At 61.9% G+C, this 26,613-nt stretch carries 22 protein-coding genes and 2 pseudogenes; 9 read left to right on the top strand and 15 right to left on the bottom strand.

Annotated elements, in window-relative coordinates:
• Positions 1–3: 3 nt before the first annotated feature.
• Positions 4–1,299, top strand: coding sequence for an NAD(P)/FAD-dependent oxidoreductase (locus LB545_RS08725; RefSeq protein WP_140581759.1), 1,296 nt, complete (start codon positions 4–6; stop codon positions 1,297–1,299).
• 20 nt (positions 1,300–1,319) lie between these two features.
• Here the strand turns inward: LB545_RS08725 and LB545_RS08720 are convergent, their stop codons facing one another.
• The 9 genes from LB545_RS08720 to LB545_RS08680 all read right to left on the bottom strand — a co-directional run bounded on the left by LB545_RS08720 (position 1,320) and on the right by LB545_RS08680 (position 12,159).
• Positions 1,320–3,362: an NADH:flavin oxidoreductase gene (locus LB545_RS08720; RefSeq protein WP_140523226.1), complete on the bottom strand. Its 2,043-nt coding sequence runs from the start codon at positions 3,360–3,362 to the stop codon at positions 1,320–1,322.
• Positions 3,363–3,504: 142 nt separating this feature from the next.
• Positions 3,505–4,296 carry an amino acid ABC transporter ATP-binding protein gene (locus tag LB545_RS08715; RefSeq protein ID WP_281405127.1) on the bottom strand — a complete coding sequence of 264 codons (792 nt, stop codon included), beginning with the start codon at positions 4,294–4,296 and terminating at the stop codon, positions 3,505–3,507.
• Positions 4,280–5,119 carry an ABC transporter permease subunit gene (locus LB545_RS08710; RefSeq protein WP_140523229.1) on the bottom strand — a complete coding sequence of 280 codons (840 nt, stop codon included), beginning with the start codon at positions 5,117–5,119 and terminating at the stop codon, positions 4,280–4,282. Before LB545_RS08710 ends, LB545_RS08715 begins: the two co-directional genes overlap by 17 nt.
• Positions 5,116–5,862: an amino acid ABC transporter permease gene (locus tag LB545_RS08705; RefSeq protein ID WP_140499588.1), complete on the bottom strand. Its 747-nt coding sequence runs from the start codon at positions 5,860–5,862 to the stop codon at positions 5,116–5,118. Before LB545_RS08705 ends, LB545_RS08710 begins: the two co-directional genes overlap by 4 nt.
• Before the next feature lie 48 nt (positions 5,863–5,910).
• On the bottom strand, positions 5,911–6,771 hold the full coding sequence (locus LB545_RS08700; protein ID WP_140523232.1) for a transporter substrate-binding domain-containing protein: 861 nt from the start codon (positions 6,769–6,771) through the stop codon (positions 5,911–5,913).
• Positions 6,768–8,354: an FAD-dependent oxidoreductase gene (locus LB545_RS08695; protein ID WP_140523234.1), complete on the bottom strand. Its 1,587-nt coding sequence runs from the start codon at positions 8,352–8,354 to the stop codon at positions 6,768–6,770. Before LB545_RS08695 ends, LB545_RS08700 begins: the two co-directional genes overlap by 4 nt.
• A 69-nt stretch (positions 8,355–8,423) precedes the next feature.
• Entirely contained in the window at positions 8,424–9,374 is a 951-nt protein-coding gene (locus LB545_RS08690) for a LysR substrate-binding domain-containing protein (RefSeq protein ID WP_224656359.1), read from the bottom strand.
• A gap of 192 nt (positions 9,375–9,566) precedes the next feature.
• The gene (locus LB545_RS08685; protein ID WP_140523237.1) at positions 9,567–11,105 is read right to left on the bottom strand and encodes an FAD-dependent oxidoreductase; all 1,539 of its coding nucleotides are present in this window, start codon (positions 11,103–11,105) and stop codon (positions 9,567–9,569) included.
• Positions 11,106–11,307: 202 nt separating this feature from the next.
• The gene (locus LB545_RS08680) at positions 11,308–12,159 is read right to left on the bottom strand and encodes a transporter substrate-binding domain-containing protein (RefSeq protein ID WP_140523240.1); all 852 of its coding nucleotides are present in this window, start codon (positions 12,157–12,159) and stop codon (positions 11,308–11,310) included.
• A gap of 155 nt (positions 12,160–12,314) precedes the next feature.
• Here LB545_RS08680 and LB545_RS08675 point away from each other — a divergent pair, with 155 nt between their 5' ends.
• The 5 genes and pseudogenes from LB545_RS08675 to LB545_RS08655 all read left to right on the top strand — a co-directional run bounded on the left by LB545_RS08675 (position 12,315) and on the right by LB545_RS08655 (position 16,676).
• Complete coding sequence (locus tag LB545_RS08675; RefSeq protein WP_181165427.1) at positions 12,315–13,235, top strand: LysR substrate-binding domain-containing protein; 921 nt, start codon at positions 12,315–12,317, stop codon at positions 13,233–13,235.
• Positions 13,236–13,334: 99 nt separating this feature from the next.
• Positions 13,335–14,621: an NAD(P)/FAD-dependent oxidoreductase gene (locus tag LB545_RS08670; protein WP_224704887.1), complete on the top strand. Its 1,287-nt coding sequence runs from the start codon at positions 13,335–13,337 to the stop codon at positions 14,619–14,621.
• Positions 14,525–14,995 (top strand): annotated as a pseudogene (locus tag LB545_RS30985) (DUF1403 family protein); the annotation flags it as partial. The gene LB545_RS08670 and the pseudogene LB545_RS30985, both read left to right, overlap by 97 nt.
• A gap of 81 nt (positions 14,996–15,076) precedes the next feature.
• Positions 15,077–15,328 (top strand): annotated as a pseudogene (locus LB545_RS08660) (DDE-type integrase/transposase/recombinase); the annotation flags it as partial.
• Positions 15,329–15,533: 205 nt separating this feature from the next.
• Positions 15,534–16,676, top strand: a complete 1,143-nt coding sequence (locus tag LB545_RS08655; protein WP_140560036.1) for a GSU2403 family nucleotidyltransferase fold protein — start codon at positions 15,534–15,536, stop codon at positions 16,674–16,676.
• A 444-nt stretch (positions 16,677–17,120) separates the two neighbouring features.
• Here the strand turns inward: LB545_RS08655 and LB545_RS08650 are convergent, their stop codons facing one another.
• The 6 genes from LB545_RS08650 to LB545_RS08625 form a co-directional block, all read right to left on the bottom strand.
• Entirely contained in the window at positions 17,121–18,035 is a 915-nt protein-coding gene (locus tag LB545_RS08650; protein ID WP_140523252.1) for a polysaccharide deacetylase family protein, read from the bottom strand.
• Positions 18,036–18,232: 197 nt separating this feature from the next.
• A complete protein-coding gene (locus tag LB545_RS08645; RefSeq protein WP_140581761.1) occupies positions 18,233–18,991 on the bottom strand; it encodes an SDR family NAD(P)-dependent oxidoreductase in 759 nt (252 codons plus the stop codon).
• Positions 18,988–19,284, bottom strand: a complete 297-nt coding sequence (locus LB545_RS08640) for a hypothetical protein (protein WP_140581764.1) — start codon at positions 19,282–19,284, stop codon at positions 18,988–18,990. Before LB545_RS08640 ends, LB545_RS08645 begins: the two co-directional genes overlap by 4 nt.
• Before the next feature lie 59 nt (positions 19,285–19,343).
• On the bottom strand, positions 19,344–20,513 hold the full coding sequence (locus LB545_RS08635; RefSeq protein WP_140581767.1) for a mandelate racemase/muconate lactonizing enzyme family protein: 1,170 nt from the start codon (positions 20,511–20,513) through the stop codon (positions 19,344–19,346).
• Positions 20,514–20,521: 8 nt separating this feature from the next.
• Positions 20,522–21,598 carry a tartrate dehydrogenase gene (locus tag LB545_RS08630; protein WP_140581769.1) on the bottom strand — a complete coding sequence of 359 codons (1,077 nt, stop codon included), beginning with the start codon at positions 21,596–21,598 and terminating at the stop codon, positions 20,522–20,524.
• Positions 21,599–21,677: 79 nt separating this feature from the next.
• On the bottom strand, positions 21,678–22,655 hold the full coding sequence (locus LB545_RS08625; RefSeq protein WP_140581772.1) for an asparaginase: 978 nt from the start codon (positions 22,653–22,655) through the stop codon (positions 21,678–21,680).
• A gap of 213 nt (positions 22,656–22,868) precedes the next feature.
• On the opposite strand from LB545_RS08625, the gene LB545_RS08620 reads away from it, so the two are divergent.
• From LB545_RS08620 to LB545_RS08610, 3 genes are all read left to right on the top strand, one after another.
• The gene (locus tag LB545_RS08620) at positions 22,869–24,530 is read left to right on the top strand and encodes an ABC transporter substrate-binding protein (RefSeq protein ID WP_140560030.1); all 1,662 of its coding nucleotides are present in this window, start codon (positions 22,869–22,871) and stop codon (positions 24,528–24,530) included.
• A gap of 63 nt (positions 24,531–24,593) precedes the next feature.
• Positions 24,594–25,517, top strand: coding sequence for an ABC transporter permease (locus LB545_RS08615; RefSeq protein WP_140523273.1), 924 nt, complete (start codon positions 24,594–24,596; stop codon positions 25,515–25,517).
• On the top strand, positions 25,517–26,527 hold the full coding sequence (locus LB545_RS08610; RefSeq protein WP_210239516.1) for an ABC transporter permease: 1,011 nt from the start codon (positions 25,517–25,519) through the stop codon (positions 26,525–26,527). Before LB545_RS08615 ends, LB545_RS08610 begins: the two co-directional genes overlap by 1 nt.
• Positions 26,528–26,613: the final 86 nt, after the last annotated feature.

Genomic DNA, 26,613 nt, shown 5'->3' with positions numbered 1-26,613 from the left:
CCGATGCAGGACCTGGCACATCCACGATCGCTGTGGCTGGAAACGGCCTCGCCGGCGCCGCCGCCGGTCGCGCTTGGAAACGCGGTCCAGGCCGATATCGCCATCATCGGCGGCGGATATACCGGCCTCAATGCCGCCTTGCGCGCCATCGAGCGCGGCCTGCATCCCGTCGTTCTGGAAGCGGTCGAAATCGGCTGGGGCGCTTCCGGCCGCAATGGCGGGGTCGTTTCCACCAAGTTTCGCGCCTCGCTAAGCGACATCGCGGCGCACCATGGGCTTGAAGCGGCGCGGCGCATGCACCGCATCGGCCATGATGCGATGGATCGCGTCGAACGGAATATCCAAGAACTGGGTATTGCCGACGCCGGCTTCATCCAGACCGGCAATTTGCGTTGCGCCCACAACGAACTTGCCCAGAAAAGGCTCGTGGCCGAAGCGGAGACGGCGCGGGGTATGTTCGGCGATGCCAGCCTGACCATACTCAACGCCAGCGCGGTGCGCGAGGAAACCGGTTCGGCCGATTTCGTCGGCGGCGTGCTTTCCACCCATGCTGGCATCGTTCATCCGCTGAACTATGCGCGGGGGCTTGCCGGCGCAGTGCGCACGCGGGGCGGCGAGATCTTCGAGAATTCGGTCGTGGTGGCACGCCGGAAGGACGGCGACCGCACCGTTTTGACGACGGCGCGGGGCCAGGTCGCAGCCAGGCATGTCTTGATCGCCACCAACGGCTATTCCGACATTACCGCCGCCACTGCGCCGGTGCGCGGAACGGTGATCCCCTTCCGCAGCGCCATGATCGCGACCGAGCCGCTTGGCGCCGACCTCAGGGCCACGCTGATGCGGCACTGCCGCAGCTACAGCGAGACGCGGCGCATGATGCGCTGGTTTCGACCCGCCGGCGACCGGATGCTGTTCGGCGGGCGCGGGGCCTTCGGGCGCGAAGATTCCGCCTCCGCCTTCCAGGCGCTCGAAAGGGCGCTGAAGGAGATGCTCCCCCAGCTTGCCGGCACCGCGATCACCCACCGATGGTCGGGGCTCGTGGCCATGACCATGGATAGCCTGCCGCAGATCGGCATGCTCGACGAGCGGACCGGTTTCGCGCTCGGCTACAACGGGGCCGGCATCGCCATGTCGGGCCTCATGGGCCGCCGCGCCGTCGACCTGATGCTGGGAGACAGGCCGGAACTCGGCCTGATGCAACGCAACGAGCCGCAATCCATCCCCTTCTATTTCCTGCGCGAGCCGGCGGTGCGCACAGTGGCGGGCTGGTATCAGTTTCTCGACCGCATCGGCCGCTGACACCGCCGGCGCGCGCACCGTCACAGCGCGCTGCATATGCGCAAGGCGTCCAGCACCGCGGCATGGATGTTGCGGCTCGAAACCGCGTCGCCGATACGGTGCAGTTCGAAGCCGCTTTCCCGCAGGCGCGGTTGCGGCGCCGCCTTAACCATGGCGTCGAGATCGGTGACGCCATCATTCGCCGAGTGGCTGCGCAGCGCAAAATAGGTTTCGTCCATGGGAATGCTGCCCTGCTCGACGATGACCTGGTCGACAAGGATACTCGTCACCTCCCGCGAGATTTCATTGACAAAGCTGGCTTCCAGCCGGTTGTCCTTGCGCTGAACCGCGAAGAGTCGGCTCTCGAAGACTGGCCTCACGCCAAGCTGCAGGAAGCGCTTCTTCCAGCGCAGCCGCTCGGCATAGGTCAGTTCCTCCGAAAGCTGCGCGTCGATCGAGACATAGGCGACCTCCGCACCTGCATCTCTGGCTTGTTCGGCGGAAAGCGGGCCTGGATGCCGTCCGGTTCCGTCGTAAATCAGCACTTCGCCATGCAGCGGCACCTGTCCGGTCAGGACGTCCCATGTGTTGAGACAGAGTTCCGCGCCCTCCTGCAGGTCGATCTGCGGCAGGCCGCCCGTGGCGAGGATGACGACATCCGGTTCAAGCGCGGCGATATCGGCGCTTTCCATATAGGCGTTGGTATGGACGGCAACGCCGAGACGCTGCAGTTCGGCTTCGCGCCACTCCACAATGCCCATGAGGTCGCGACGCCAGGAGCCGGTCGCGCCGATCCGGATCTGCCCGCCGAGATCGCCAGCCGCCTCGTAGAGCGAAACGGCATGGCCGCGCTCGGCGCTGATACGCGCCGCCTCCAGGCCGGCCGGTCCGCCGCCGACGACGACTACCTTGCGGGCAGGTCCGTCAGTCTTCTGGATGATGTGGCGCAGCGTCAGTTCGCGGCCCGTCGCGGCATTGTGCAGGCAGGAGGGGCGATACGGCGACTGGCAATGCGTGGCGCCAACGCAAGGGCGTATCTCGGCCTCGCGGCCGCCGGCGAGCTTCTCCACCAGATGGGGGTCGGCGATCTGGGCGCGCGTCATGCCCGCCATGTCCAGCCTGCCTTCCGCCACCGCGAAGCGAGCCGAAGCGACATCGGCAATGCGCGCGGCGTGAAAGACGGGCAACCCGACCTCGTGGCGGAAGGCGCCGACCGGTTCGATCCATGGAGCCAGCGGCGAGCCCATGCCGGGCATGTTCTCCTCCGCAAGCGCGCGTGTCGTATCCATCGTGCCGTAAATGGCATTGAAGAAGTCAACGCCTCCCCCCGCCTTGAGCATCAGGGCCGCCTTGACGCATTCCTCGAAGTTCAGGCCGCCATCGGGGCCTTCGTCGACGACAAAACGTATGCCGACGAGGAAATCATCCCCCACGGCCTTGCGGATCGCTTCGTGGACCATCAGGCCGAAACGCAGGCGGTTCTCAAGCGCGCCGCCGAAACGATCCGTGCGGCGATTGGTCAACGGCGACAGGAATTGGCCGATCAGGTGCCCGGCCGCCAGGGTCTCGATCCCGTCCAGACCGCCTTCCTTGCAGCGCAGGGCAGCCTGGGCGTAAGCCTTCACGACACGGTCTATGTCGTGCTCGTCCATCTCCTTGGGGATGCTGCGGTGGAGCGTCTCGCGCACTGGCGAGGGTCCGATCGTAGAAAGCCGGTCGCCGGCATAAGGATCGCCGCGGCGGCCCAGATGGGTGATTTGGCACATCAGCGCCGCACCGAGATCATGCATGCGCGCGCTGAAGCGCTGGAAGTGCGGGATGATCGCGTCGGTGCCGACATTGAGCTGCCGGAAGATGTTGGGGGAATCCAGGTCGACGTTGGACGAGCCGCCGAACATCGATAGCGCCAATCCGCCGCGCGCCTTCTCCTCGTGATAGCGCTGATAAGCTTCCTCGGGCATGCCGCCGACTTCCAGGCCACAGGCATGACTGGTGCTTATGATACGGTTGCGCAATGTCAGCTTCTTGATGGTCAGCGGCTGCAGCAGCGGATCCCTGGTAATGGTCTTGACCGGCCCGTTCATTTCATTCTCCTGCCGAATTCCGGCCGAGCACGATCGCTCGCGCAGACGGATCGGTCCGCGCGTCGCCGTTGCCGGCCTGTTGGTTCAATTTCCGAGGCCCAAGGGTCTTGGGCCTAAACTCCTAGTCCGAGGGCCTGCGGCCCTAAAGAACCTGACTCAGGAACTGCCTCGTCCTGGGATCCTTCGCCTTGGTGAAAAACTCGTCCGGTGGGCCGTGCTCCACGATCACGCCCCGGTCGGTGAAATAGATGTGGTCCGCCACCTCGCGGGCGAATCCCATCTCATGGGTGACGAGGATGCAGGTCATGCCCTCTGCCGCCAGTTCCCTGATCGTGAGCAGCACCTCCTTCACCGTCTCGGGATCTAGCGCCGCCGTGACTTCGTCGAACAGCATGATGTCGGGGCGCATGGCCAGGCTGCGCGCAATGGCGACGCGCTGCTGCTGGCCACCCGACAGTTCTCCCGGATAGGCGTTTTCCTTGCCCTGCAGGCGGACTTTGGCGATCAGCGCGCGGGCGCGCTCCTCGACTTCCCTCTTCGGCTCCTTCAGCACCAGGACCGGCGCCATCATGACGTTCTGCAGGGCCGTCTTGTGCGGGAAGAGATTATATTGCTGGAACACGATGCCGACTTTCTTGCGCAGCGCGAGAAGATCGAGCTTGGTGTCGTTCACCTCCTGCCCTTCGACCTTGATCGAGCCCTTCTGGACAGGACTGAGCCCGTTGATGCAGCGGATCAGCGTCGATTTACCCGAGCCGGACGGGCCGATGACGCAGATCACCTCGCCTTTGCGGACATCGAAGCTGATCCCCTTCAGCACCTCCAGGGCGCCGAAGGACTTGTGCACGTCGCGCAGCGATATGATCGGCATGTCCGGCGACCAGCCTGATTTCAGCTTTGCTTCGTCGGTATTCGATTTAACTTGCAACGACATATTTTCGCTCGAGCTTCCGCGTCCAGATTGCGATCGGATAGATGTAGGCGAAGAACAGGCACAAAAGAAAAAGATAGAACGGAATGAGGAATTCCGGCCGCGCGCCCGCCGCTTCCATGGCGGCCTGGGCATTGCCGACCGCCTCGTGCACACCGAGGATCGAGGCCATCGGCGTCGCCAGCGCCAGCAATGCGTACCAGTTCATCCATGGCGGAATGGCGCGCCTGACGCATTGCGGCAGGATGATCCAGCGCAAGGTCTGGCCACGCGTGAAGGCAAGGCTCTCCGCCGATTCCCACTGACCCTTCGGGATGGAGTTGATGGCGCCGCGCAGCACCTCGCTGATATTGGCCATCACCGGTAGCGAAAAGGCGAAGGTGGCCTTGATCCAGTCCGGTATCGCCACCGTTCCGGCGCCGGGCAGGCGCATCTCGAACGGCACCAGCAGCATGACCGTGAACAGGATCACCAGCCACGGCGAATTGCGGAACAGATGCGTCACGAACCATGCGGGCGTTCGCAACAGCTTCGAGCGGCTGACCCGCAGCAATCCCAGCCCGATCCCCAGAAGGGTTGCGACCGCCATGGCGATGAAGCTCATCAGGAGATTGAGAGCGAAACCCTTGAGAATGAAAGGCAGCCACAGGATCAGCGTGGCGATGGCCGACGGGGCCTGCTGCTGGGGGTCCGATTGGGCATAGGCGAAGGCAAGCGAGCCGAAGAAGGCGAGCACCAGCCACAGCCCGTGCCGCCAATGGATGCGCGAGCAGAAGCTTTCTTCTGCGAAGCGGCCCCTTTCGATACGGAAAGCCGCGCCGCTCATTGGCCGTATCCCGGCAGGGTCAGCCTGTGCTCGATGAAATGGAGCCCGGCGGCCAGGAGCGAGACGACGAGCACATAGAACAGGAACAGGAGCAACATCATCTCCGGCACGTTCACATTGTCCGACCACACCTGGTTCAGCGTATAGGTCATCTCCGGGACGGAAATGACGTAGGCGAGCGATGTCGTCTTGGCGAGACTGACGAGATTGTTGGTGAGGGCCGGCAGGCTGATGCGGAAGGCCAGCGGTAGGGTGACATACAGGTATATCTGCCACTTGCTCATGCACAGGCTCTCGGCTGCTTCCTTCGTCGATCCCGGCACCGCCTCCAAGCCGGCGCGGAAGATCTCGACATTGAAGGCGCCGCCGAAAATGCCGAGCGAGATGATCGCCCAGGCGAAGGACGAGATCAGCGGCTGGTAATAGCCGCCAACATCGACCTGCGGCGTGAAGGCGCCGAGAGCGAAATAGAAGAACAGGAGCTGGATCATCGGCGGCGTGTTGCGGAATGCCTGGATATAGGCATCCATCAGCACCCGCAGGACGGGAGACCGGGCGCTTTGCGCCCAGGCCCCCAAGACGCCGATCACCAGCGACACGACGATCGACCAGAAGATCAGCTGTAGCGATATGCTGATGCCGGACAGGAAGCGCCCATATTCATAGCTGTCGTAGAAGACGATGAAATTGAGGCCCGTGCGGTCGTAGAGATCCTGGAAGAAGGGCGCGATCAACTGGAACATTTTAGCTCCGGCAGCCGGTCATCGATCAGCGTTTCGCAGAGCATCGGCTCAGTTGCCGCCCTTCAGGTAGCTCGTGTCCCACTCAGCCTTCTTGTGCTGCTCGGCGATCCACTGCGACGGCTTCACCTTCCATTTCTTTTCAAGCTCGACCAGCTTTCCGGACGCTTGCCAGCGATAGGCCATGCCTGCCATGAACACGCCCAAGGCCTTGTCCACTTCCGCCACGGGCACCGCGGCCGCCCAGGGATTGTCGAAGAGAACGGAAACAGGCATCTCATAACCCTTCCACTCGCCCGAAGCGAGGTCGGCCATAATGCTCGCATCGTCATAGACCCAGGCGATGCACTTGCCGGAGCGCAAGGCTTCCTTACCCTCCGTGTTTCCGGTGAAGGCGACGACCTTGGCGTGATATTCCGTCTCCACCAGCTTGTTGTAGTAGACGCCCTGCTTGGCGCAGACCGGCTTGTCGGCGATGTCCTTCCAGTCCTTGATGACACCCTCCTTGGCCAGCAGGGTCGGACCGGACGTCCAATAGGCCGGCTCGATGATGCCGACCGCCTTGCGCCGCTCAGTGGTGTCGTACATGCCGCCGATGATGACGTCGATCTTGCCCTGCTGCAGGAACTGCATGCGGTTGGCGGACGTGACCACGACCGGCTCAAGCTTGACGCCGAGCGCATCGGCTACCGACTGGGCGAGGTCCACCTCGATGCCTTGCATCGAACCATCCGGCGATGGGAAGGACCAGGGCTTGAACGCGCCGAGAACGCCGACACGCACGGCGCCTCGTTCCAGAATCTGCTGCAGATGCGATTCGGCCGCCTGCGCGCTGCTGGCGGGAAGGATCGCACTTGCGGCCAGCGTGACTGCAAGGGCGGCGATGGTTTTCAGTGCTGATCCGATTTTCATGCTTCTACATCTCCCATTTTGTGTGTTGTCGGCTGAATTGGAAGGTCCGATGCGGCGCGGAACGCCGTCTTCTGGTATCGGATGAACCCGTCGATTTCACTGACGGTCCGCTCCGGCGCCCAGCCGACCAGATCGGCAATGGCATCGGCAGCCTCCTCAACCTCGGCGCGGTCGAGATGGCGGCGCCAGGCGAGGCCTGTCCTCGTATAGAGAATACCTTTCAGGTCGCGGGCATGCTCGACCGAAACCGCTGTGCGGAAAGCGGCGCGCCTGCCTTGCGAAAGCGGCCTCGAAATTGCGAACTCCGCACCGCTGTCGCCTGTCTCCGGGATCCGCCTCGCCACGGACTTGCGCGTCGGCTTCAGTTGCTTCTCGACGATCCGCAGCATCTCGCGCCCTGCGCTCAGATGGCTCATGACCGGCCCTGCCGTCATCGCGAAGATACCCGGCCTGCCGGCAGATGCGAGATCGTGGATCTGACGCGTGCGCCGCCCCATCGGCTCGGCTGCATCGAAGGTGAGCGGCCGCACGCCGGCCCAGGTGAATTCGACGTGGCGGCGGCCGAGCCGCAGGCCGGGAAGCATGTGACTGGCTTCCGCAAGCAGGAAATCGATGTCTTCGTTGGTGGCTGCGGCACCGGCGGCGTCGCCGTCGAAAGGCGTCTCCGTCGGCCCGAAATAAAAGCAGTCGTCATGCGAAGGCAGACAATAGAACGGCATACCGCTGCGGTTGATCGTGGCGATGCCGTAGCCGCGATAGGAATCCGGCAGCCTGACCGCGATATGAGCGCCCTTGGTGCCGCGAACAAGGCAGGGCGCTGGCTTGCCGGCGACGGGATTGGCGTTCACCGCGTCCACCCAGGTGCCGGCCATGTTCAGCACGACGGACGCGCGAACCTCGGCCGCTTCCCCCTTACCGTCGCGCAGTTCGACGAGCCAGCCTTCCGGCTTCCTACGTATAACGGAAGCTTCGCAGAACAGGCGTATTTCGGCGCCGTTTCGCTCGGCGTCGAGGGCGGCATCCACGCACAGCCTGTCCGGCCAGTCCATGATGTATTCACGGTAGGTGGCAATCGACCGCAGACTTTCGGGGTCCCGCAGGTCGTTTGCGAATGGCAGGTGGGTTTCGAAATCACTCTTCAGCCGACGATAGGCGAGCGCCGGTTCCGGTGGCCCGAGACGGCGCAGGATGCGGAAACCGAGATCCAAATGCCAGCCGCGGACGGGGCTCTCCGGATAAATCGGAAAGCACATGGTGAAGGGCTTGCACCGTTGCGGGCTCCGCCCGACAAGTTCGGTTCGCGCTTCCATCCCCGCCCGCGCCATGCGCAAGGCCGCGGCGAAGCGCTGCGGATGAAACGCAAAGGTGCGGATCGGGTTGGGCGTTTCGAAATATCGAAGGCCGCAATGCAGGATGCGCGAGGATCGGCTGGAGGCGCCGGCGGCGAAATCGCTCCTGTCGACCAGGAGGACGCTGTAACCCGCTGCGGCCAGTTCTCGCGCCGCGCTCGAACCGTTGATGCCGGCGCCGACCACGACGACATCGTAGTCCCGGCCCTGCATCTCGATAATTCTAGGCGACATTGGCGGCCTGTTTTCCTGGACGGTCGATCACGCCAATAAAGCGCTGATACCGAAATGTTCAAAATAGAATTATCGGCGATTGATATGCGTAGTGTGCATATCGTCCTGGTCCGGCAATTGTCTCAGGATCCGATCGCGCTTTTGCGCCATCAGCTCCAGCAGGGCATCGGCGGCGGGGTTGGGCCCGCGCGACTCCGGGCGCAGCAGGGCAACGTTAAACGGGATCTTCGGCGCGAAGGGGATCAGCCTGACCCGGTCGTCCAACTGCTCGACCGCGGTGTAGGGATCGATGATCGCAATACCGATCCCGTGCTTGACCATTTCATAGGCCGACACCGAAAAGGTCGTCTCATAGGCGGCATCCACCTTGACGCTACTGGACAGCAGCGCCTGATCGAGGAGATGCCGTGCCGAGACGAAGGAAGTCCAGGAAATGAATGGCCCCTGGCGCAGGTCGGCCGGGCCGAGCCGGCTGCGCCCGGCGAGCGGATGATCGCGCGGAACAGCCGCGATATAGGGCGCGTCACTGAAGACTTCGGTCCGGAACCCGGAGCGCTTGAACGGTGTTTCCGCCAGTCCGAAATCAATCTGCTGCGCGGCCGCCCATTCCTCGATCTTGACGGACATGCGCACGTTCAGCGTGACCTTGGTCTTCGGCCAGTTCTTCCTGAAATCGGCCAGCAGATGCGGCACGAAATTGATGCCCAGCGCCGGCATGACCGCAAGGCTGATCTCGCCGCCTTCCCCGCTTGCCAACCGTGCTGCGAAGCTGCTCAACGCGTCCAGCGAGACATAGGCTCGCTCGATCTCGTCGAGTAACAGGTGTGCCACGGTGGTCGGCGTGATCAGGCCCCTGCGGCGCTCGAAAAGCGAAACGCCAAGCTCGTATTCCAGCTTGTCGAGAAGCCGGCTGACGGCCGGCTGGCTGCGCCCCAGCAATTCGGCCGCGCCGCTGACGGTGCCGGTGAGCATGACGGCGCGAAATGCCGAGTAGTGCAGAAGGTTCAACGTACTTGTCATGGCGCACCGGTCTTCCCCGGACTCCCTGCAAAGCCATTCGTCCCGTAATCGCGATTCCCGCGATCGCGTACCGGCTGTGTAGCATCTATCCATCAGCAGGCTGTCATTATCTTTGACGGCTTCAAGGCGCGGACTGTCCTGCAAAGAGGGCATGAAACACTGCCTCTGGTGGCAGGTGGGCCCGATATTGGGTCAAGCGGGCGGATCAATGTGCAGCCGATGGGCGATAGCCTCCCGGGCGGAAGCAGCCTCCTGCCGCTTCCTCTGCGCCGACCATGAGCGCGCCTTGGCAAGCACCTCGGCTGCCAGGTCTACGTCTTCGCCAAGCGGGTCGTCGTTCCAGACGAGGCCGCTGCGGCGTACCAGCAGATCGTCGATGGTCTCGGCATGCTCGCTCTCCACGCCCCGTTGCATGATCGAAAGCTTGTCCTCGCGTGAGCTGTTCCCGGTTTCGCGCGGAACGCTCCTGGAAGCGAAATCCGGCTGCTGGCTCGGCCGTGACGGTGCCAGTCCCTTGCCCAGTGCCGTCAATGCGAGCTGCCCTGCCGAGCGATGGCTCATGATCGGCCCTGCCGTCATGGCGAACAGGTTGGGCGCTCCTTCAGGACCGAAGTCATGCAGTTGCCGCGAACGTGCGCCCATGGGCTGCGCCGGATCGTAAGTGAGCGGCCGCACGCCCGCCCAGCCATAGAGAATGTCGGACCGCCTGATATCGAGCGTCGGCAGGAGATGATTGGCTTCGCCGAGCAGGAACTCGAAATCCTCCTCGGTCGGATGGATGTCGTCGGGATCGCCGTCATACAACGTTTCGGTCGGTCCGAAATAATGCAGGCCACGCCACGGGATACAGTACAGCCCCTCATTCAGCCGGTTGAGCGTTGCGATGCCGAAACGGCTGCATTCGGGCGGCAGGCGGACCACGATATGCACGCCCTTGGTGCCGGTGATGCGACGACCGATCCGCCCAGCCTCGACGCGCGCATTAATGCGGTCGATCCATATCCCGCCCATGTTGAAAACACTGCGCGCGACGACGTGAACGGGCCGGGCGGCAGCATCCAGCGTATCGCCGAGCTCCAGCTGCCACAGATCGCCCTGCTGCGCCGCATGGGTGACTTCGGTATAGTTGCGTACCGACGCACCCAGACGCTGCGCTTCCAGCACCGCATCCACCACCACCCGTTCGGGCCAGTCGAACTGGTATTCGTCGAACATGGCGACCGACTGGAGCGCCTGCTTGTCGCGCAGATGCTGGAGAAGCGGCATCTGCGCGACTTCTGCGCCCGATAACCGGCGGTAATTCAGCGGCACCTCGCGGCCGCCCAGGGATTTCAGGATGCGGAACGCCGCATCGATCTGCCACCCGCTATAAGGGCCTCCACGGTAGACGGGAAAGCAGAACCTCATGGAGCGTATACGGTCGGGCGTGTCGCGGACGAATTGCGCCCGTGACTGCATCGCCGCCCGGGCCATCCGGCACGCGGTCAGGAAGCGCTGCGGCTGGCGCACGAATTCCCAGACGGATTTTCCGGGCGCGAGATAACGCAGACCACAATGAAGGAGCCGCGAAGACCGTCCGCTGGCGCCGGCGGCGAAATCACTCTTGTCGACGAGCAGCACCGAATAGCCGGCAGCACTGAGGCAACGCGCTGTTTCGGCGCCGTTGATGCCGGCACCAACGATGGCGACGTCGAAGACTGATCCGGAAAGTTCATCGAGTGAAAGGCGCATGATATCCCTGCTTGTTTGCAACTATGGATCCGCTTGGCGCAGGCGCCCGCGCCGGGCCGATCGAACCAAGAGTTGAAAAAAATCGACCGGAGGACCGCGTCCACCGGTCTCAAAATGGAGCTTTTCCGTCTCCGGCCGGCGGCTCGACAAAGGCTGTCTGTCGACCGCCAACCGGCCTGGCGGCGCGCCTGTCGCGTTGAGACTACTGGCTGTCCATTTTCGTGTTGTCAGCCTCAAGCAGCTTTTCGTGTTCGGCTTCGAACCACGGATCCGCGACCACTTTCCATTTCTCGGCAAGTTCGATGAGCTTGCCGGAGGCATGCCAGCCATGGCTCATGCCGGTCATGAATTTTCCCCAGATGCCGTCGCGCTCCTCCAGTGGAACGCCTGCCGCCCAATAGCTGTGATAACGGGATTTCAGGGGCATTTCGTAACCATCCCAGCCTTCGGTTCTCAACGACTGCTGGATCGCCGTATCGTCCGACAGCCACGCTGCGCATTTGCCGCTGCGCAGGGCCTGTTTGGTTTCCGTATTGCCGGAAAAGGAAATGATCTTGGCGTCATAGGCCTGAGCGATCACGGTATTGTAGAAAAGGCCTTGCTTGGCGCAAAGCGGCTTGCCGCTGAGATCCTCCCAACTCTTGATCAGTCCGGCCTTGGCCATGACATTGGCGCCCGATACCCAATAGGCTGGCTGCACCATCCCGACGACCTTGCGTCGCTCCGGCAGGTCGGACATCGCCCCGAGGATGAGGTCGATCCTTCCCTGCTGCAGGAGTTGCATGCGGTTGGCGGATTCGATCTGAACCAGTTCCAGCTTGACGCCCAGCTTTTCGGCGACATCCGCAGCGAGATCAGGCTCGATCCCGACGAGCCTGCCATCGGGGTCACGATAGGACCAGGGCGGATAGGCACCCTGCACTCCGACCCGCAGCGTGCCGCGTTCAAGGACTTCCTTGAAGCGATCATTGGCCGCGTCCGCCTTTGCGGCAACTCCCGCAAGGACCGCGCCAGCCACGACGGCGATCGACGTGAACTTCACCCATAAATCCATTGCCCAATCCTCCCATTGCAATTATTGGCGACAAATGTCGCGGTCCGGCGATTGGTCACCGCCTCATCAATCGGACTTCGCGCCGATCCCATTGTCAAATAAGGGGAATTATGGACGCTATGCAGTTCCGTTATAGGCTGCAAAGGAGAGGCGGCTTGAACATCAGGCAACTCGAAGCCTTCAAGGCAACGATGACTGCAAAGACCACCATCGGGGCCGCGGAGCTTCTCGGCGTTTCCCAGCCGGCCGTAAGCCGGCTTCTGGGTCAATTGGAAACATCTTTGTCAGTGACCCTGTTCGACCGGTCCGGCGGGCACCTCAATCCCACGCCGGAAGCCCTCCTGCTGCATGAGGAGGTTCTTCGTGCCTTCGTGTCGATCGACAAAATCCGCGAGATCGCCCGCGAAATGCAGGTCGCCAATTCCGGGATGGTCTCGGCGGCGTCGCTGCCGATGCTGGCAATGGACTTCATGCCTTCGGCGATCGCCCGCTTCACGGCAAGCCGGCCGGAGAGCCGCATTTCGCTGCGTATCCAGATGTCGCCGCGCATAGAAGAACTCGTCGCCAGCCAGCTTGTGGATGTCGGCATCGCCGAATATCCCTTCGACCGCTCCGGCATCGAAATCGAGGAATTCTGCTCCGCGCATTATCTGATGGCGGTTCCAAGCCATCATCGGCTGGCGCAGAAGGCACGGCTGACGCCGGAAGATTTACGCGACGAACGCTATATCTCCATCACCCACAATCATCTGGGGAGGCAACTCGCCGACCAGATTTTCGACCGCTACGGCGTTAAGCGCCGCATTGTCCTTGAAGCCCAGCTTTTTAGCACCATCGCCAACATGGTGGCCAAGGGGCTGGGAATCGGATTGATCGACCCCTTCACGGCGTTCGATTTTCGCGAGCATCCGGGAGTGCGCTCCATTCCCTTCGAGCCCGCGGTCAGCCTGCGTCTCGGCATGCTTTATCCGACACACCGTTCCCCCTCGCGCGTCGCGCGCGAATTCATTTCCAGCCTCAAGGCATCGCGCCGCGATGTCCTGCGTCAGATCGACGATATCTTCCACCGCAATTGAAGCCGGGCGCGCATCTATGCCGATCCGGCATAGCCCTATGCCACGCGCGGCTGCCTTCTCCTGTTATTGTCGCGGCGAAGGATCGGGCAAGGAACATAGATGGGCACCTTTCAAACGGACGTGGCCATTGTCGGTGGAGGAATTGTCGGCTGCTCGACCGCTCTTTCCCTAGCCCGCAAAGGGAGGTCGGTAACAATCTTCGAGCGCGGCAAGATCGCTTCCGAACAATCCAGCCGTGCCTGGGGTTTCATCCGCCGGCAAGGACGGCATGAAGCCGAGCTGCCGCTCGCGGTCGAAGCCTTGGAACTGTGGGCGGACTTGACCTCGAGATACGGCACACAGGCGACGCAGTTCACCCGCAGCGGAATCCTGGTCCCCGCGGAAACCGCTGCCGATGAGGATCGGATCCGCAGCGGCCACGATATTGCGCGCAGCTTCGGCCTTTCGACGCGCCTGCTGGATGCCGCGGACGTTCGTCAGACAATCCCCGAATTGGCTGGGCAATGGCGCGGCGGACTTTTCACCGCCGACGACGCCCATGCCGATCCGGCTCTTTCGACCCGGACCATCGCGGCTGCGGCACGCGAAGCCGGAGTCACTATCCTGGAAGATACACCGGTTTTCCGGCTCGACCTCGACAGGCAGGACAGACCGAGGCTCCTGGCGTCTAACGGGATCTTCGAAGCAAAAACCGTCGTTTTGGCAAACGGCATCGGCGCACCGGTGCTGGCCGCTTCGGCCGGCCTGCACCTGCCTATCCAGATCGTCAAATCCTCCGTCGGCCGCACCCGGAAGGCAGCACCCTTCACCCGCATCGCGATGTGGGGTCCCCGCGTTGCATTCCGCCCCTCTATGGGCGGCGATTTCATTATCGGTAACGGCTATCGCGGCATGGGAGTCGATTACGAAATCACCGTCGACTCATTTCGCTGCATGCGCCATTTCATACCCGCCTATCGCAACAACTGGCGTCAACTGCACCTCAGCATCGGAGCCGATTTCCGTCATCAATTAGCCGCGCGCTTCAGCCGCCGCAATGCCGTGCAGGCGCTGCCGGAGCCGAAGCCCAATATGCGCAAGGTGATGGCCAACCTTGCTGGCTTCCGGCAGATCTTTCCGCATCTGAATACGATCGAACTGCAGAACGCCTGGGCCGGCAGGCTGGATATCACGCCCGACGTCATTCCAATCATCGATCAGCCCAAGCCAGAGCTCGAACTCTTCGTGGCGGCCGGCTTCAGCGGCCACGGCTTTGCGCTTGGACCTTCCATCGGCAAACAACTCGGCGAATGGGTCACACAGGGCAGCCCCTCGATCAATCTTTCCGCCTTTGCTCTTTCCCGGTTCGAAAAGGGCATCGTTCACAAAGCGCAACAGGCGCTTTGAGATCGTGTTCGTTCACGCGGCCTCGCCTTAGACTTAACGGCGGAGCCGGGCTTGACGGACTTGTCAGACAGGCCGGAGCCGAGCTCACCGCGATAGGAAGCGCGGCCGGCAGCATGCGGCTCGCCGGCCGCGCCGAGGACGCCCTGCGCGACCCCTGGTACCTGCGCCCGGCCGGCGCCGATCCCGGCCCCGCCGGCGCGGTTCTTGGCGCCTGGCGGCAGCTGTCCGTGCAGCCGCCCGCTGGCAGCGCCGACCGACTCGAAAAGATCGTCGACCAGCTCGGGCTCCATTGCCACCGCGCGGCGCTCGCCGACCTTTGCACGGAGATCGAAAAACTGGCGGGATCGCAGCGGCCGGTGCCGTTCGCTGCAACGGCAATCGCCGCCCGCGTCGCCGCGATTCGGCCCGACCCCGAGCTTTTGGCCTGGTGCTTGCCGACCTGGTGCTGGCAGCACCAGCCCACCCTGGAGGCTGTCGTTTCCTGTGACAACTCAAATCGCTTGCAGTATCGTTCCCGGCGTCGGCTAAAGCCGATCCGGACCCGCAAGAGTAAATACCTGAGTAACCGGATCGAACAGGACCATCGGCGCATCAAGCGCCGCATCGGGTCAATGCTCGGCTTCAAATCACCGGGATCAGCCGCGATCATCCTAAACGGCATCAAAATGGTTCACATGATCAGCGGCGGTCACGCGGTGCCTGATTGATCGGCGCGGCTCCAGCATCGTTGGCGGTAGCATTGGCCAAAGCCGGGCGCATCGATCGCCATGTGTGGCATGACGGGTCTGCGTGAACCCTGGATGATGCGGCGGCGTTATAAGATTTCTGCAACTGTCTTATAACCACCGCTTGCGTCGCTTGAGTTCATCCTGTTATAAGAGAAACTCATTTTTCTTATAACGGAGCCGGCGCATGAAGACGGTCGATCTCGTTTATCGCACGATGTATGCGGAACTCGTTCAGCGCTGCCTTGGTGCATCGTTCGAAACCGACTTCTCAACGGCGGGAAATTTCGTTCGGGTTCCGGTGAAGGGGCGGGATTATTGGTATTTTGAGGAGACCCAACCCAAGAAGACGCGGAAGTATGTCGGCCCGTCCGATGATCCCGAGATCGCGAAACGCGTTGCAGCCTTCCAAGAGATCAAGGAAGACCTCCGCGGGCGACGGAAACTCGTCTCCACGCTGACTCGCCAAGCAGGGCTGACTGCACCGGACCGGTTCACTGGCGATGTCGTTGGAGCAATGGGAGCAGCAGGAATCTTCCGCCTGAGAGGCGTGCTCGTCGGTACGGTTGCCTTCCAGACGTATGCGGGACATCTCGGCGTGAGATTGCCCGGTGCCTCATTGCAAACCGGCGATGCCGATTTCGCGCAGCACTACTCGATCTCCTCGTCAGTCGACGACAGCCGGCCGCCGATCTTGGAAATCTTGAGAGAGATTGACCCGACCTTCAGGGAGATCCCGCACAGATCGGATCCCGCACACGCGACGCAATTCGAGAATGCAACGAGATACAAGGTCGAATTCCTCACGCCGAACCGGGGATCCGATCACTACACCGACCATGCCACTCCGATGCCAGCACTGGGCGGAGCTTCGGCGCAGCCCTTGCGTTTCCTTGATTTCCTCATCCACGAGCCCATCCGGACCGTGATGCTGCATCGGTCAGGGGTGCCTGTAACCGTGCCGTCGCCGGAACGCTATGCAGTTCACAAGCTCATCGTCGCCTCTCGCAGGCAATCAGATGCAAACGGCGTCGCCAAGCGCGAAAAGGACGTCTATCAGGCCAGCCTCCTTATCGAGGCACTGGAGGCCACCCGTCGCCAGGACGACCTTGCAACAGCGTTCGCGGAAGCGTGGGGCAGGGGGCAGCACTGGCGCGAGGCGATGCTGAAGGGGCTGAGCCTGATGCCGCCGAAGAAACGACAGGAAGTTGAGGAGACAGTCAGAAAGGCCCTTGTCGAGATCGGCGAGGAGTTGGACGGCTTCAACTCGGCCGTGAAGTCGTCGCCAGAAAAAAGTGCGACCCGAAAGCCGCCCTGTCGCTTGGACTGAGGAATATCCTCGTTGATCAGGATCGCGTACGAGGGAATATACCGTAGCTGAGGTCTGTTCGCCGTGTTCGTCTAAAACAAGGCACTAAGGAACTATAAGCTGGATTGCCTCGGGCGATCGCTTGCCTACCTGGCCAATACGGTAAAGAACCCTGCCTGACCAGCCGGAAAAGTGCGTAGATCGCACCACGACCGCAGCGGCCGTATGGTGGTTTTGCGTCTTCACCACGCTGGCGAGTTGGAGCGCGACCTGACCCGTGAATGCGCCAGCTGGTCTTCCTACCGCCAGAGCACGCGGCCGCAAAGGCGGACGGAAATTAGCGCTCACCAAAGCGCGGATACGCCTCGCCCAAGCTGCCACGGGCCCGCCAGTTCCGCAATAGCATTCCGAACAGCCCGATCGACGAGAATGCTGCGCTTCGGTGGAGACGAGCGTTTGCTTTTTTCAACCCATAGCCGTGCCAGACAGCTCTACCGACCCTGCGGGGAGCCGCGCAAAAGTGTACCAATTATAGATCTGCTCGCCCGTCCAGAATGCCACGTCGCGATGAGAGGAGATATAATCCAGCAATTCCTCCAGATAGCCAATCCGATGCGGAACACCGCTAAGATAAGGATGGACGCTGATGGACATGATCCGGGGCGAGGTCGCGCTCTCCCGATACAGCCGGTCGAACTGGCGCTTGCCGCGCTCGAGCAGTTCCGCCGACGAGTGCTGCGCCACAGCCATTATTGCGACATCGTTAATCTCCACCGTATAGGGGAGTGTCACCAGCCGGCCGGCCGTCGTCTTCAGTTCGCAAGGCAGGTCGTCCATTACCCAATCGGCGACGTACCGAATTCCTTCTTCAGCGAGGATGTCGGCCGTGTCCGAGGTCTCCGTAAGCCCTGGGCTTTCCCATCCCACCGGCGGCTTACCGGAAATCTTGGACAGCGCGCCGATTGTGCGCCGAATTGCAACGCGCTGGTCTTCGAGGTTGTGCATCGGCCCTTGGAGCCAACCGTGACCCATCAGTTCCCATCCGGCGTCGTGCGCGGCATGCGCGATCCTGGGATAGACCTCGCACACTGATCCATTGATGGCCAACGTCGGAACAATTGTTCGGGATGTCAGGCTCTCGTGGATGCGCCAGAAGCCGACCCGCATGCCGTATTCGTGCCACGACCAATTCGGAATATCGGGTAGCATCGGCATGCCCATCGGCGGCGGCAAGACGGTGCGCGGCATCGGCCGCCTCGCGTCCCAATGTTCGACATTGACGATCAGCCACACCGGCATCCTGACGCCGTCAGGCAATTTCAGCGGCTGTCTATCGACGATGGCCTGGTAGTCTATTCGTTCGCGAGGGCTCAGCGGCATGCGACGGTCCTAAGGGCTTGGAACGCACTTGGATTGATCAGCTTCATAGGGTGACTCGCCGTCAACCCAGTCGCACCACCAGTGGGCCGATACGTATAGACCTCCACCACGCCGCCGCCAAGCGGATGCAACGTGGGGCGCCTTGGCTTGGCACAAAGGACGACCAGTTGCACAAGCAAGCAGACGCATGATGATGTTTAGCCTTGTTTGATCGTCAGCCCGCCGTCTACCAGCAAAGTCTGGCCCGTCACGTATCGCGCTGCGTCGGAAGCCAGAAACAGGATTACATCCGCCACCTCGTCGGGTTCGCCGATGCGACGCAATGGAATGGAAGGAGCCTGAGCCACCAGCCGCGCTTCACCCATCGAGTGCTCCTCGGAGAGGGATTGTGCCGTGCGGATGAAACCGGGCGCGACGCCGTTGACGCGGATCCCGTCGCCGCCCAACTCGGCGGCCAAGCCTCGCACCAAACCCAGAACGCCGGCTTTGGCGGCGGAATAATGGACATGTTCGGCCCAGCCATAGCTCATGCCTGAAATCGACGATACCGCCACGATGGCGCCTTTGCGACGCTCTCGCATGCGCGGCGTGGCAGCGCGTGCCATCCGGAACACGCCTTTTAGGTCGATGTCGACTGTGATGTCCCACTTGGCATCGCTCATCTGCGCCAGCGGCACCTTGTGGGCGATACCCGCATTGGCCACCACGACGTCCACGCCGCCATACTGCTTGTCGATTTCTCCCACGACGTCGTTGACCTGATCCGATCTGGTCACATCGAGTTTGCGGAAATAAGCATCCCCGCCGCCCGCCTTGATCTCTTCGGCCACCTGCTTGCCTTCGGTCTCGAGAATGTCGGTCACGCAGATTCTGTAGCCAACCCTGGCGAAAGCGAGGGCCGTGGCGCGGCCAATGCCGATGCCGGCGCCGCTGATGATTACGGTAGGCTTGGTCATGACGATCTCCCGGACACTGCGTGGTTCGATGCGATTGTGGACATGCGCATCACTCGATGACGGCCGATCTTGCCGTGTTCCAGCGAAAGAAACACCGCAAGGATGAGAATTAGGCCGGTGATGATCTTCTGCTTCTCGGACCACATGCCGAGAATGATCAGGCCATTGCCCCGCATGGCGATTATGAGGGCGGATATCACACTGAGTTCGAAGGAGGTTGCGGCTGTCGGCGTCGCCGCACCCAATCTTGCGGCGACGACGCGCGAAGTCACCGAAGCAGTCTGCAACGCCATAGGCGGGTGCAACGTCCTGACAGGCTGAAAACCGTCGTTCGGCACGGCCGGCGTCTCGCTCACGGCTGGTGCAATTGTCGGAACAGCTTGAACAGTTCGGCTTTCTTCTCGAAGCCGACACCGGGAACATCGGGTAACCCGACATAGCCATCTTCGACCGCGATGTCGTCGGCGAAGCCGCCAAAGGGCTGGAAAACGTCGGGATAGGATTCGTTGCCGCCCAGATGCAGCCCTGCGGCAATGTTGAGCGACATCTGGTGTCCGCCATGCGGCACCACGCGTCGTGACGACCAGCCAAGCGCCTTCATCACCTCCAGCGTGCGCAGGTATTCCACCAGGCCATAGGAGAGGGCACAGTCGAACTGAAGATAGTCGCGGTCGGGCCGCATGCCGCCGTAGCGCAAGAGGTTGCGCGCATCCTGGTGCGAGAACAGGTTCTCGCCTGTCGCCATCGGCCCACCGTAGTGGTTCGCCAGTTCCGTCTGCAACGCATAGTCCAGCGGATCGCCGGCCTCCTCGTACCAGAACAGGCCGTATGGCTGCATCGCCTTGGCATAGGCGACGGCGGTCTTCAGGTCGAAGCGTCCGTTGGCATCGACAGCCAGATACTGGCCCCCACCGACCACCTCCAGCACGGCCTCGATGCGGCGCAGATCCTCATCCAGGGGCACGGCGCCGATCTTCATCTTCACGACCTTGTAGCCGAGGTCGAGATAGCCCCGCATCTCCGCCTGAAGCTTCGAGTGATCCTTGCCGGGATAATAGTAGCCGCCTGCCGCGTAGACCCAAACTTTCTCGTCCGCCACGCCCGCCCGGTAACGGTCCGCCAGCAGGCGCCACAGCGGGACGCCGGCGACCTTGGCGACGGCATCCCAGACGGCCATGTCGATGGTGCCCACCGCCACGGACCGTTCGCCGTGGCCTCCGGGCTTCTCGTTGGTCATCAGCGTCTTCCAGATGGCGAACGGGTCAAGGTTGTCGTTCTCATGGTCGATCAGCGTTTCGGGATCGGCCTCGAGGACGCGCGCGAGGAAACGGTCGCGCATCAGCGCGCCCTGTCCGTAGCGGCCATTCGAATTGAAGCCGTAGCCAACCACCGGCTTGCCGTCACGCACGACGTCGGTGATCACGGCGACGGCCGAGCAGGTCATCTTCGAAAAGTCGATATAGGCGTTGGCGATGGGGGAGGCGATCGAGACGGTCTTTTCCCTGATGTCGACGATGCGCATGCTTGGTCCTATCCTTCGAGTGCCTCCGCCACCGCCTTGCCGCAGGTGACGGTATCGGCCTTGCCCCCGAGATCGCCGGTGCGGGTGGCTTCGCTCTTCAGCGTGGCTTCGATGGCTTCCACGATCGCGCGGCCAGCCTCCTCGTGACCAAGATGGTCGAGCATCATGGCGGCCGTCCAGATCTGTCCGATCGGATTGGCGATGCCTTTCCCGGCGATGTCCGGAGCCGAGCCGTGTACCGGCTCGAACAGCGACGGAAAGCGGCCTTCCGGGTTGATGTTGGCCGACGGGGCGATGCCGATCGTGCCGGTGCAGGCGGGTCCGAGATCCGAGAGAATGTCGCCGAACAGGTTCGATGCCACCACAACGTCGAAACGGTTCGGATTGAGCACGAAATGGGCTGCCAGAATATCGATGTGGTACTTGTCCCAAGAGACATCCGGGTATTGGGCGGCCATCGCCTCGACGCGCTCGTCCCAATACGGCATGGTGATCGAGATGCCGTTGGATTTGGTGGCCGATGTGAGGTGCTTGCGCGGACGCTTCTGCGCCAGATCGAACGCATAACGCAGGATGCGATCGACGCCGACGCGCGACATCACGGTTTCCTGGATGACAATCTCGCGCTCCGTGCCCGGATACATCCGGCCGCCGATAGATGAATATTCGCCCTCGGTGTTCTCGCGCACGACGTAGAAATCAATATCGCCGGGCTTGCGGTTGGCGAGCGGCGACGGCACGCCCGGCATCAACCGGACGGGGCGCAGGTTGACGTATTGGTCGAACTCGCGGCGAAACTGCAGCAGCGATCCCCAAAGCGAGATATGGTCGGGAACCATGGCCGGCCAGCCCACCGCGCCGAAGAAGATGGCATCATGGTTTCCGATCCGGGACTTCCAGTCCTCCGGCATCATGCGGCCATGCCTGGCATGGTAATCGCACGACGCAAAGTCGAAATGGTCGAACTGTAGGTCGATGCCGAAGCGCCTTGCCGCCACTTCCAGTACACGAAGTCCCTCGGGGACGACCTCCTTGCCGATCCCGTCACCGGGAATGACCGCGATCCTGTGCTTCTTTGCTGACATCATGGTTCCTCGGCTGCAGGAATGGGACGGCGGCGACGGACGGCCGCCTTACGGAAATCAGGCGGTGGAAGAGCGGGCATCAGCCGCCGAAATATTCGATCTCCTGGCGCAGGCGTTCGCCCTCGATGCCCATGCCGAGCAGGACTGCCACGAGCACTCGTGCTTTCTGGCCGCTCAAGTCGCCGGCAAAGATCACGCCCCCGTCGGAGAGTGTCTTGCCGCCGCCATTGCCATAAATCGGCTTGACCCGGCCGCGCTGGCAACGACTGGTCATGATGACGGGAGTACCATTGGCGACAAGCGACGTCGCGGCGGCAGTGACGGCGGGCGTCGCGTTACCCCGCCCGAAACCCTCCAGAATGATGGCCTTGGCACCATCCTGGGCGGCGAAGCGGATGTAGCGGTCACCTATCCCCATGACCAGCTTGATAAGATCGACATCAGCGACAATGCCTTTTGCGTCGTAGGTGCGGCGCAGGACCGGCTTGCGGTGCAATACGATACGGTCGCCGTCCACTTCCCCGAGCTTGCCGTGCTCGTAGGAGATGAAGGTATCGGTGCGTGAACTGTGCGACTTGCTCACGTCACGCGCAGCATGGAATTCCTGCTCGAAGCAGATCATCGCGCCCAGGCCCCGCGCAGTTTCGGATGCGGCTAGCCGGATGGCATCCGTGAGGTTGCGTGGGCCGTCGGGGTTCGCCTCATCGGCCGCGTGCTGTGCGCCGGTGAACACTATCGGCTTGTCAGTCGCGACAAGGAGATCAGCCAAAAAGGCGCTTTCCTCCATCGTATCGGTCCCGTGGGTCACCACGACCCCATCGAAGTCACCTTGAAGGTGGTGTGAAATCCGCTGGGCCAGTGCAAAGCCGAGCGGGAGGTCGATGGCATAGCTGCCGACGTTGCAGAACTCGTCGATGGCGATGTCAATGCCATCGAGCGGATCGTGCAGCATGGCGCGCAACTCCGATCCTGTGACGCTTGCGGTGACATGTCCACTCTCGGCTTCCAGCTTGGATGCGATCGTCCCTCCTGTTGTCATCAGACAGATTTTTCGCATTTCGGTTCCTCGCTGCCGTACCCGACGTTGAATAATTTGGTCAGACCAAGAAATCAAGAAGCTATTTTTTTGTGCATGAAATGCACGAATTTTTCGCATTTTTTGTGATTGACGGTCAGGCCAATTTGTCCATTAATGTCAGTTACGCTCTTTGGTCTGTCCAAAAGCGGAAAGATAACGAAGCGTATTCGCGCAACCAATGGGGAACGAGAGATGGTTGATGATTTTACCAGAATTCGGTTGGCGCCCACGCGCCGTCAGTTCCTGAAAACGACTGCCGCCTTCGGCGGCGCTGCACTTGCTGCATCGACCGGCCGCTTGGGGGAAGCCTTCGCGCAGGACGCAAACAGTACGCTGGTGATCGCGGCGCCCGCGACGCCCCAGGGCCTCGACATCGAGTTCGACGTCAGCCTGGGCTCGATCGATTCCCTCGGTGCGCTCTACGAGTACATGCTTGGCTATGAGAAGATGGATGATCCCAATGCACCCGGCGTGCTGCGGGAGGATACCGGCGTCCATACCGACAAGCCGAACAACCTCGCCTTGCGCGGCCGGTTGGCGGAAAGCTGGGAAGTGGCCCCCGATGGCCGCAAGGCGACCTTCAAGCTACGCGAGGGTGTCGTCTCCAACTGGGGCAACAAGTTCACGTCCAAGGACGTGAAATGGACTTGGGACCGCAAGTTCAACCTCAAGGGGCAAGGCCTGTTCCAGACCGCGGTGCTCGGTCTCAAGACGCCTGACCAGATCAAGGTGGAAGGCGATTATGCGGTCTCTTTCAATCTCGAACAGCCAAATCCATTGCTTCTCAAGCAGCAGTGTAACCTCGCCAACCCGATCTACGACGCCACCAAATGCGCCGAAGCCGGTGGCTCCGACGACCCGTGGGCGGTCAATTTCCTCAAGAACGATAGTGCTGGCTTTGGTCCATATCGCCTTGCCCAGCTCGTGCGCGGTCAACAAGCCGTATTCGAGGCGCGCGAAGACTACTGGGATGAAAAGCCCTTCATGAAGCGCGTCATCATGCGCGAAGTGCCGCAGTCGGCCAGTCGTTTCTCGCTGCTGCAGGGCGGGGCGGTCGACATCGCACAGTTCCTGCAGCCGCGCGAACTGGAGGCGCTGAAGAAGCAGCAGAACGTGGCGGTGGATGCCGTCAATTCGTCCTACATGATCTGGCTGGAGCTCAACTCCAAGATCGCTCCATTCGATAATGTCGACGTGCGCCGAGCCATCAACCTCGCTATCCCGCGCGACGAGATCATCCGCACCATCTACTACGGCTATGCCGACGAGCAGAAGGCGCCGATGCCCTATATCTACCCGATGGCGGATGAAAGCTTCTTCGCGTACGGCTATGATCTTGCCAAGGCCAAGGAGCTTCTTGACAAGGCAGGTGCCAAGAACCTGGCGACCACCTTGTCCTACAACGCCGGCGACCCGACGCAGGAGCCGATCGCATTGCTGATCCAGACCGCGCTAAAGCAGATCGGCGTGGAGCTGACGTTGGAGAAGCTGCCGGCCGGCGTGTTTTACGAGAACGTCACCAAGCGCGCCAAGCCGATGATCTTCTATCTGGATTCGCCGTGGACGCCGGATCCGGGCTACTCGACCTACCTCTACTTCAACTCCGAAAGCTACGTGAACTATTCCAATTATGACAACAAGAGCGTCGATCAGATGATCAAGGACGGTCTTGCCACGCTTGATGACAATGTGCGTAAGCAGAAATACTCGGAGGTGCAGAAGACGTTGATGGACGAAGCGCCCTGGGGCTTCATTGCTTATCCGAAATACACGCTGGCGCGTAAGGCGAACCTCAAGGGTTACACTTACTACACGTCCAATAATCTTCGGTTCCAGGATTTCAGCCGCGGCTGATGAGGTCTTGTCCCTGGAGGCTGCCGCCTCCGGGGACAAGTTAGTGTATCGGAAAGATCTTAGATGTCTTCGAAGCTTAGCCTTCTCCTGAGGCTGGCGGTCATCCGGCCGAGATTTGCGATCGGCTATCTGATCGTCATCGCGATCACCCTGCTGGCGATCTTCGCGCCGGCCATTGCACCCTATTCGCCGACCGAGGCGGATTCGGCCAGCTTCCTGCAGCCGCCGGATGCCACCCATCTCTTTGGCACCGACAATGTCGGCATGGATATTTTCAGTCGTTCCATCTACGCGCCCCGCATTGACTTGACGATCGCGATACTGGGCACGCTCCTGTCGGCGCTGATTGGCGGCTCGATCGGTGCTGTTGTTGGTTTCTACAGCAGCGGGCGCGGCATTCGCGTGTGGCTATCCTTCGCCGTCATGCGCGCGGCCGACGTGCTGCAGGCATTTCCCATTTTCGTCTTCGCCATCGCCCTGGTTGCCAGCCTCGGTCAGAGCATCCAGACGGTGGTTCTGGCCATAGCCTTCGTCAATGCGCCGATCTACTTGCGTCTCATGCGCTCGCAGGTGCTCAGCATCCGCTCCATGCGCTATGTCGAGGCTTCGCAGGTCAATGGCCTGTCGGACATGCAGACCATTCGGCGCCACATCATTCCCAATGCGATGGCGCCGGTGCTGGCGCAGCTATCGGTCAATGTCGGCTGGGGCATCCTGCTGACCTCGGCGCTGTCCTTCGTTGGTGCCGGCGTGCGCGCGCCGACACCTGAATGGGGCAGCATGATCGCCATGGGCTTTCAAAACGTGGTGACCGGCCAGTGGTGGCCGTCCATGTTCCCCGGCGCGATGCTCGCGATCACCGTATTCGGCTTCTCGTTGGTCGGCGCGTCCATCGAGGTCCTGGCCGATCCGTCCAAGCGCCGGCAGCTGCTGAGCGATGCACGCGAGCATCGCCGCCGGGTCGACCGGCCGGCGGAGGGCGCCTGATGCGCATCCTGGCCTATCTCGCCAAGCGCCTGATTTTCGTGGTCCCGCAGTTGCTGGGCATTGTGCTCGTCAGCTTCCTGCTGGTGAAGAGCATTCCGGGTGACCCCGCTGTGCTGATGCTCGGCCCCACGGCGACGCCTTCGGCCATCGCCTCACTGCGCCAGCAGCTCGGGCTCGACCAGCCTCTCTACATGCAGTTCCTGATCTATGTGCGCAATCTCTTGCATGGCGACCTGGGAACCTCCTGGCAGACAACGCGGCCGGTGCTCGAGGATCTGCTTCAGCGCTTCCCGGCGACCCTCGAACTCGTCACGCTTTCGCTGCTCCTGGCTATCATCGTTGGGGTAACGCTGGGCGTTTATGCGGCGCGCAAGCCAAACGGCTGGATCGCGCGCCTGTCCGATCTCTATGGCTTGAGTGCCGGTGCGCTACCGGACTTCTGGTTCGCCCTCGTGCTGATCTTCATCTTCTATACCGTGCTCGGCTGGGCGCCTGCGCCTCTCGGCCGTATCGACATGATCGTCATACCGCCGGCGCCGGTCACCGGAGCCCTCACCATCGACGCGCTTCTCGCCGGCGACCTGCAGGCCTTCTGGTCTGCCTGCGCGCATCTGGTCCTGCCGGTGATGACGCTCGGGCTCCTGAATGCCGGTCCCATCCTCAAGATGACGCAGGCGACGATGGAGAAGATGCTGGACTCGGATTTCAGCCGCTTTGAAGTTTTGTGCGGGGTGCCGCAGAACCTAGTCGTGCGCCATGCGCTGCGCAATGCGTTGCCATCGATCGTCACCATTATCAGCGTGCTCTACGGCTTCCTGATCGGCGGTGCGGTGCTCGTCGAGATCGTGTTCTCGTGGGGAGGGGCGGGGCAATACGCGGTGCAAGGTGTGCTGAATTCGGACATCTATCCGGTTCTAGGCTTTGTGCTCTTCTCCGCCATCTTCTCCCTCATCGTCTACATCGCGGTCGACCTCATCTATTTCCTGCTCGACCCGCGGATCAGCAATTAATGTGAGAATGTCATTGGGCGCAGCAGAAATCATAAGCAAAACGCGCAACGCGTCCGGCGGCGACAAGCCGCCGTTGATCGACATCA

The organism is Mesorhizobium sp. BR1-1-6, from assembly GCF_020165355.1.
In the GTDB taxonomy this organism is placed as follows: domain Bacteria; phylum Pseudomonadota; class Alphaproteobacteria; order Rhizobiales; family Rhizobiaceae; genus Mesorhizobium.
The sequence above is the reverse complement of the archived record's forward strand: the minus strand, read 5'-3'. Positions and strand labels throughout refer to the sequence as shown.

What these genes read in the sequence shown, in the direction of transcription:
- LB545_RS08650 (WP_140523252.1), bottom strand. Translation starts at nt 18,035, where the DNA reads ATGCCGCTGAGCCCTCGCGAACGAATAGACTACCAGGCCATCGTCGAT.
- LB545_RS08615 (WP_140523273.1), top strand. Translation starts at nt 24,594, where the DNA reads ATGTCTTCGAAGCTTAGCCTTCTCCTGAGGCTGGCGGTCATCCGGCCG.
- LB545_RS08705 (WP_140499588.1), bottom strand. Translation starts at nt 5,862, where the DNA reads ATGTTCCAGTTGATCGCGCCCTTCTTCCAGGATCTCTACGACCGCACG.
- LB545_RS08655 (WP_140560036.1), top strand. Translation starts at nt 15,534, where the DNA reads ATGAAGACGGTCGATCTCGTTTATCGCACGATGTATGCGGAACTCGTT.
- LB545_RS08710 (WP_140523229.1), bottom strand. Translation starts at nt 5,119, where the DNA reads ATGAGCGGCGCGGCTTTCCGTATCGAAAGGGGCCGCTTCGCAGAAGAA.
- LB545_RS08700 (WP_140523232.1), bottom strand. Translation starts at nt 6,771, where the DNA reads ATGAAAATCGGATCAGCACTGAAAACCATCGCCGCCCTTGCAGTCACG.
- LB545_RS08610 (WP_210239516.1), top strand. Translation starts at nt 25,517, where the DNA reads ATGCGCATCCTGGCCTATCTCGCCAAGCGCCTGATTTTCGTGGTCCCG.
- LB545_RS08670 (WP_224704887.1), top strand. Translation starts at nt 13,335, where the DNA reads ATGGGCACCTTTCAAACGGACGTGGCCATTGTCGGTGGAGGAATTGTC.
- LB545_RS08635 (WP_140581767.1), bottom strand. Translation starts at nt 20,513, where the DNA reads ATGCGCATCGTCGACATCAGGGAAAAGACCGTCTCGATCGCCTCCCCC.
- LB545_RS08645 (WP_140581761.1), bottom strand. Translation starts at nt 18,991, where the DNA reads ATGACCAAGCCTACCGTAATCATCAGCGGCGCCGGCATCGGCATTGGC.
- LB545_RS08630 (WP_140581769.1), bottom strand. Translation starts at nt 21,598, where the DNA reads ATGTCAGCAAAGAAGCACAGGATCGCGGTCATTCCCGGTGACGGGATC.
- LB545_RS08690 (WP_224656359.1), bottom strand. Translation starts at nt 9,374, where the DNA reads ATGACAAGTACGTTGAACCTTCTGCACTACTCGGCATTTCGCGCCGTC.
- LB545_RS08620 (WP_140560030.1), top strand. Translation starts at nt 22,869, where the DNA reads ATGGTTGATGATTTTACCAGAATTCGGTTGGCGCCCACGCGCCGTCAG.
- LB545_RS08685 (WP_140523237.1), bottom strand. Translation starts at nt 11,105, where the DNA reads ATGCGCCTTTCACTCGATGAACTTTCCGGATCAGTCTTCGACGTCGCC.
- LB545_RS08640 (WP_140581764.1), bottom strand. Translation starts at nt 19,284, where the DNA reads ATGGCGTTGCAGACTGCTTCGGTGACTTCGCGCGTCGTCGCCGCAAGA.
- LB545_RS08720 (WP_140523226.1), bottom strand. Translation starts at nt 3,362, where the DNA reads ATGAACGGGCCGGTCAAGACCATTACCAGGGATCCGCTGCTGCAGCCG.
- LB545_RS08625 (WP_140581772.1), bottom strand. Translation starts at nt 22,655, where the DNA reads ATGCGAAAAATCTGTCTGATGACAACAGGAGGGACGATCGCATCCAAG.
- LB545_RS08680 (WP_140523240.1), bottom strand. Translation starts at nt 12,159, where the DNA reads ATGGATTTATGGGTGAAGTTCACGTCGATCGCCGTCGTGGCTGGCGCG.
- LB545_RS08695 (WP_140523234.1), bottom strand. Translation starts at nt 8,354, where the DNA reads ATGTCGCCTAGAATTATCGAGATGCAGGGCCGGGACTACGATGTCGTC.
- LB545_RS08725 (WP_140581759.1), top strand. Translation starts at nt 4, where the DNA reads ATGCAGGACCTGGCACATCCACGATCGCTGTGGCTGGAAACGGCCTCG.
- LB545_RS08715 (WP_281405127.1), bottom strand. Translation starts at nt 4,296, where the DNA reads ATGTCGTTGCAAGTTAAATCGAATACCGACGAAGCAAAGCTGAAATCA.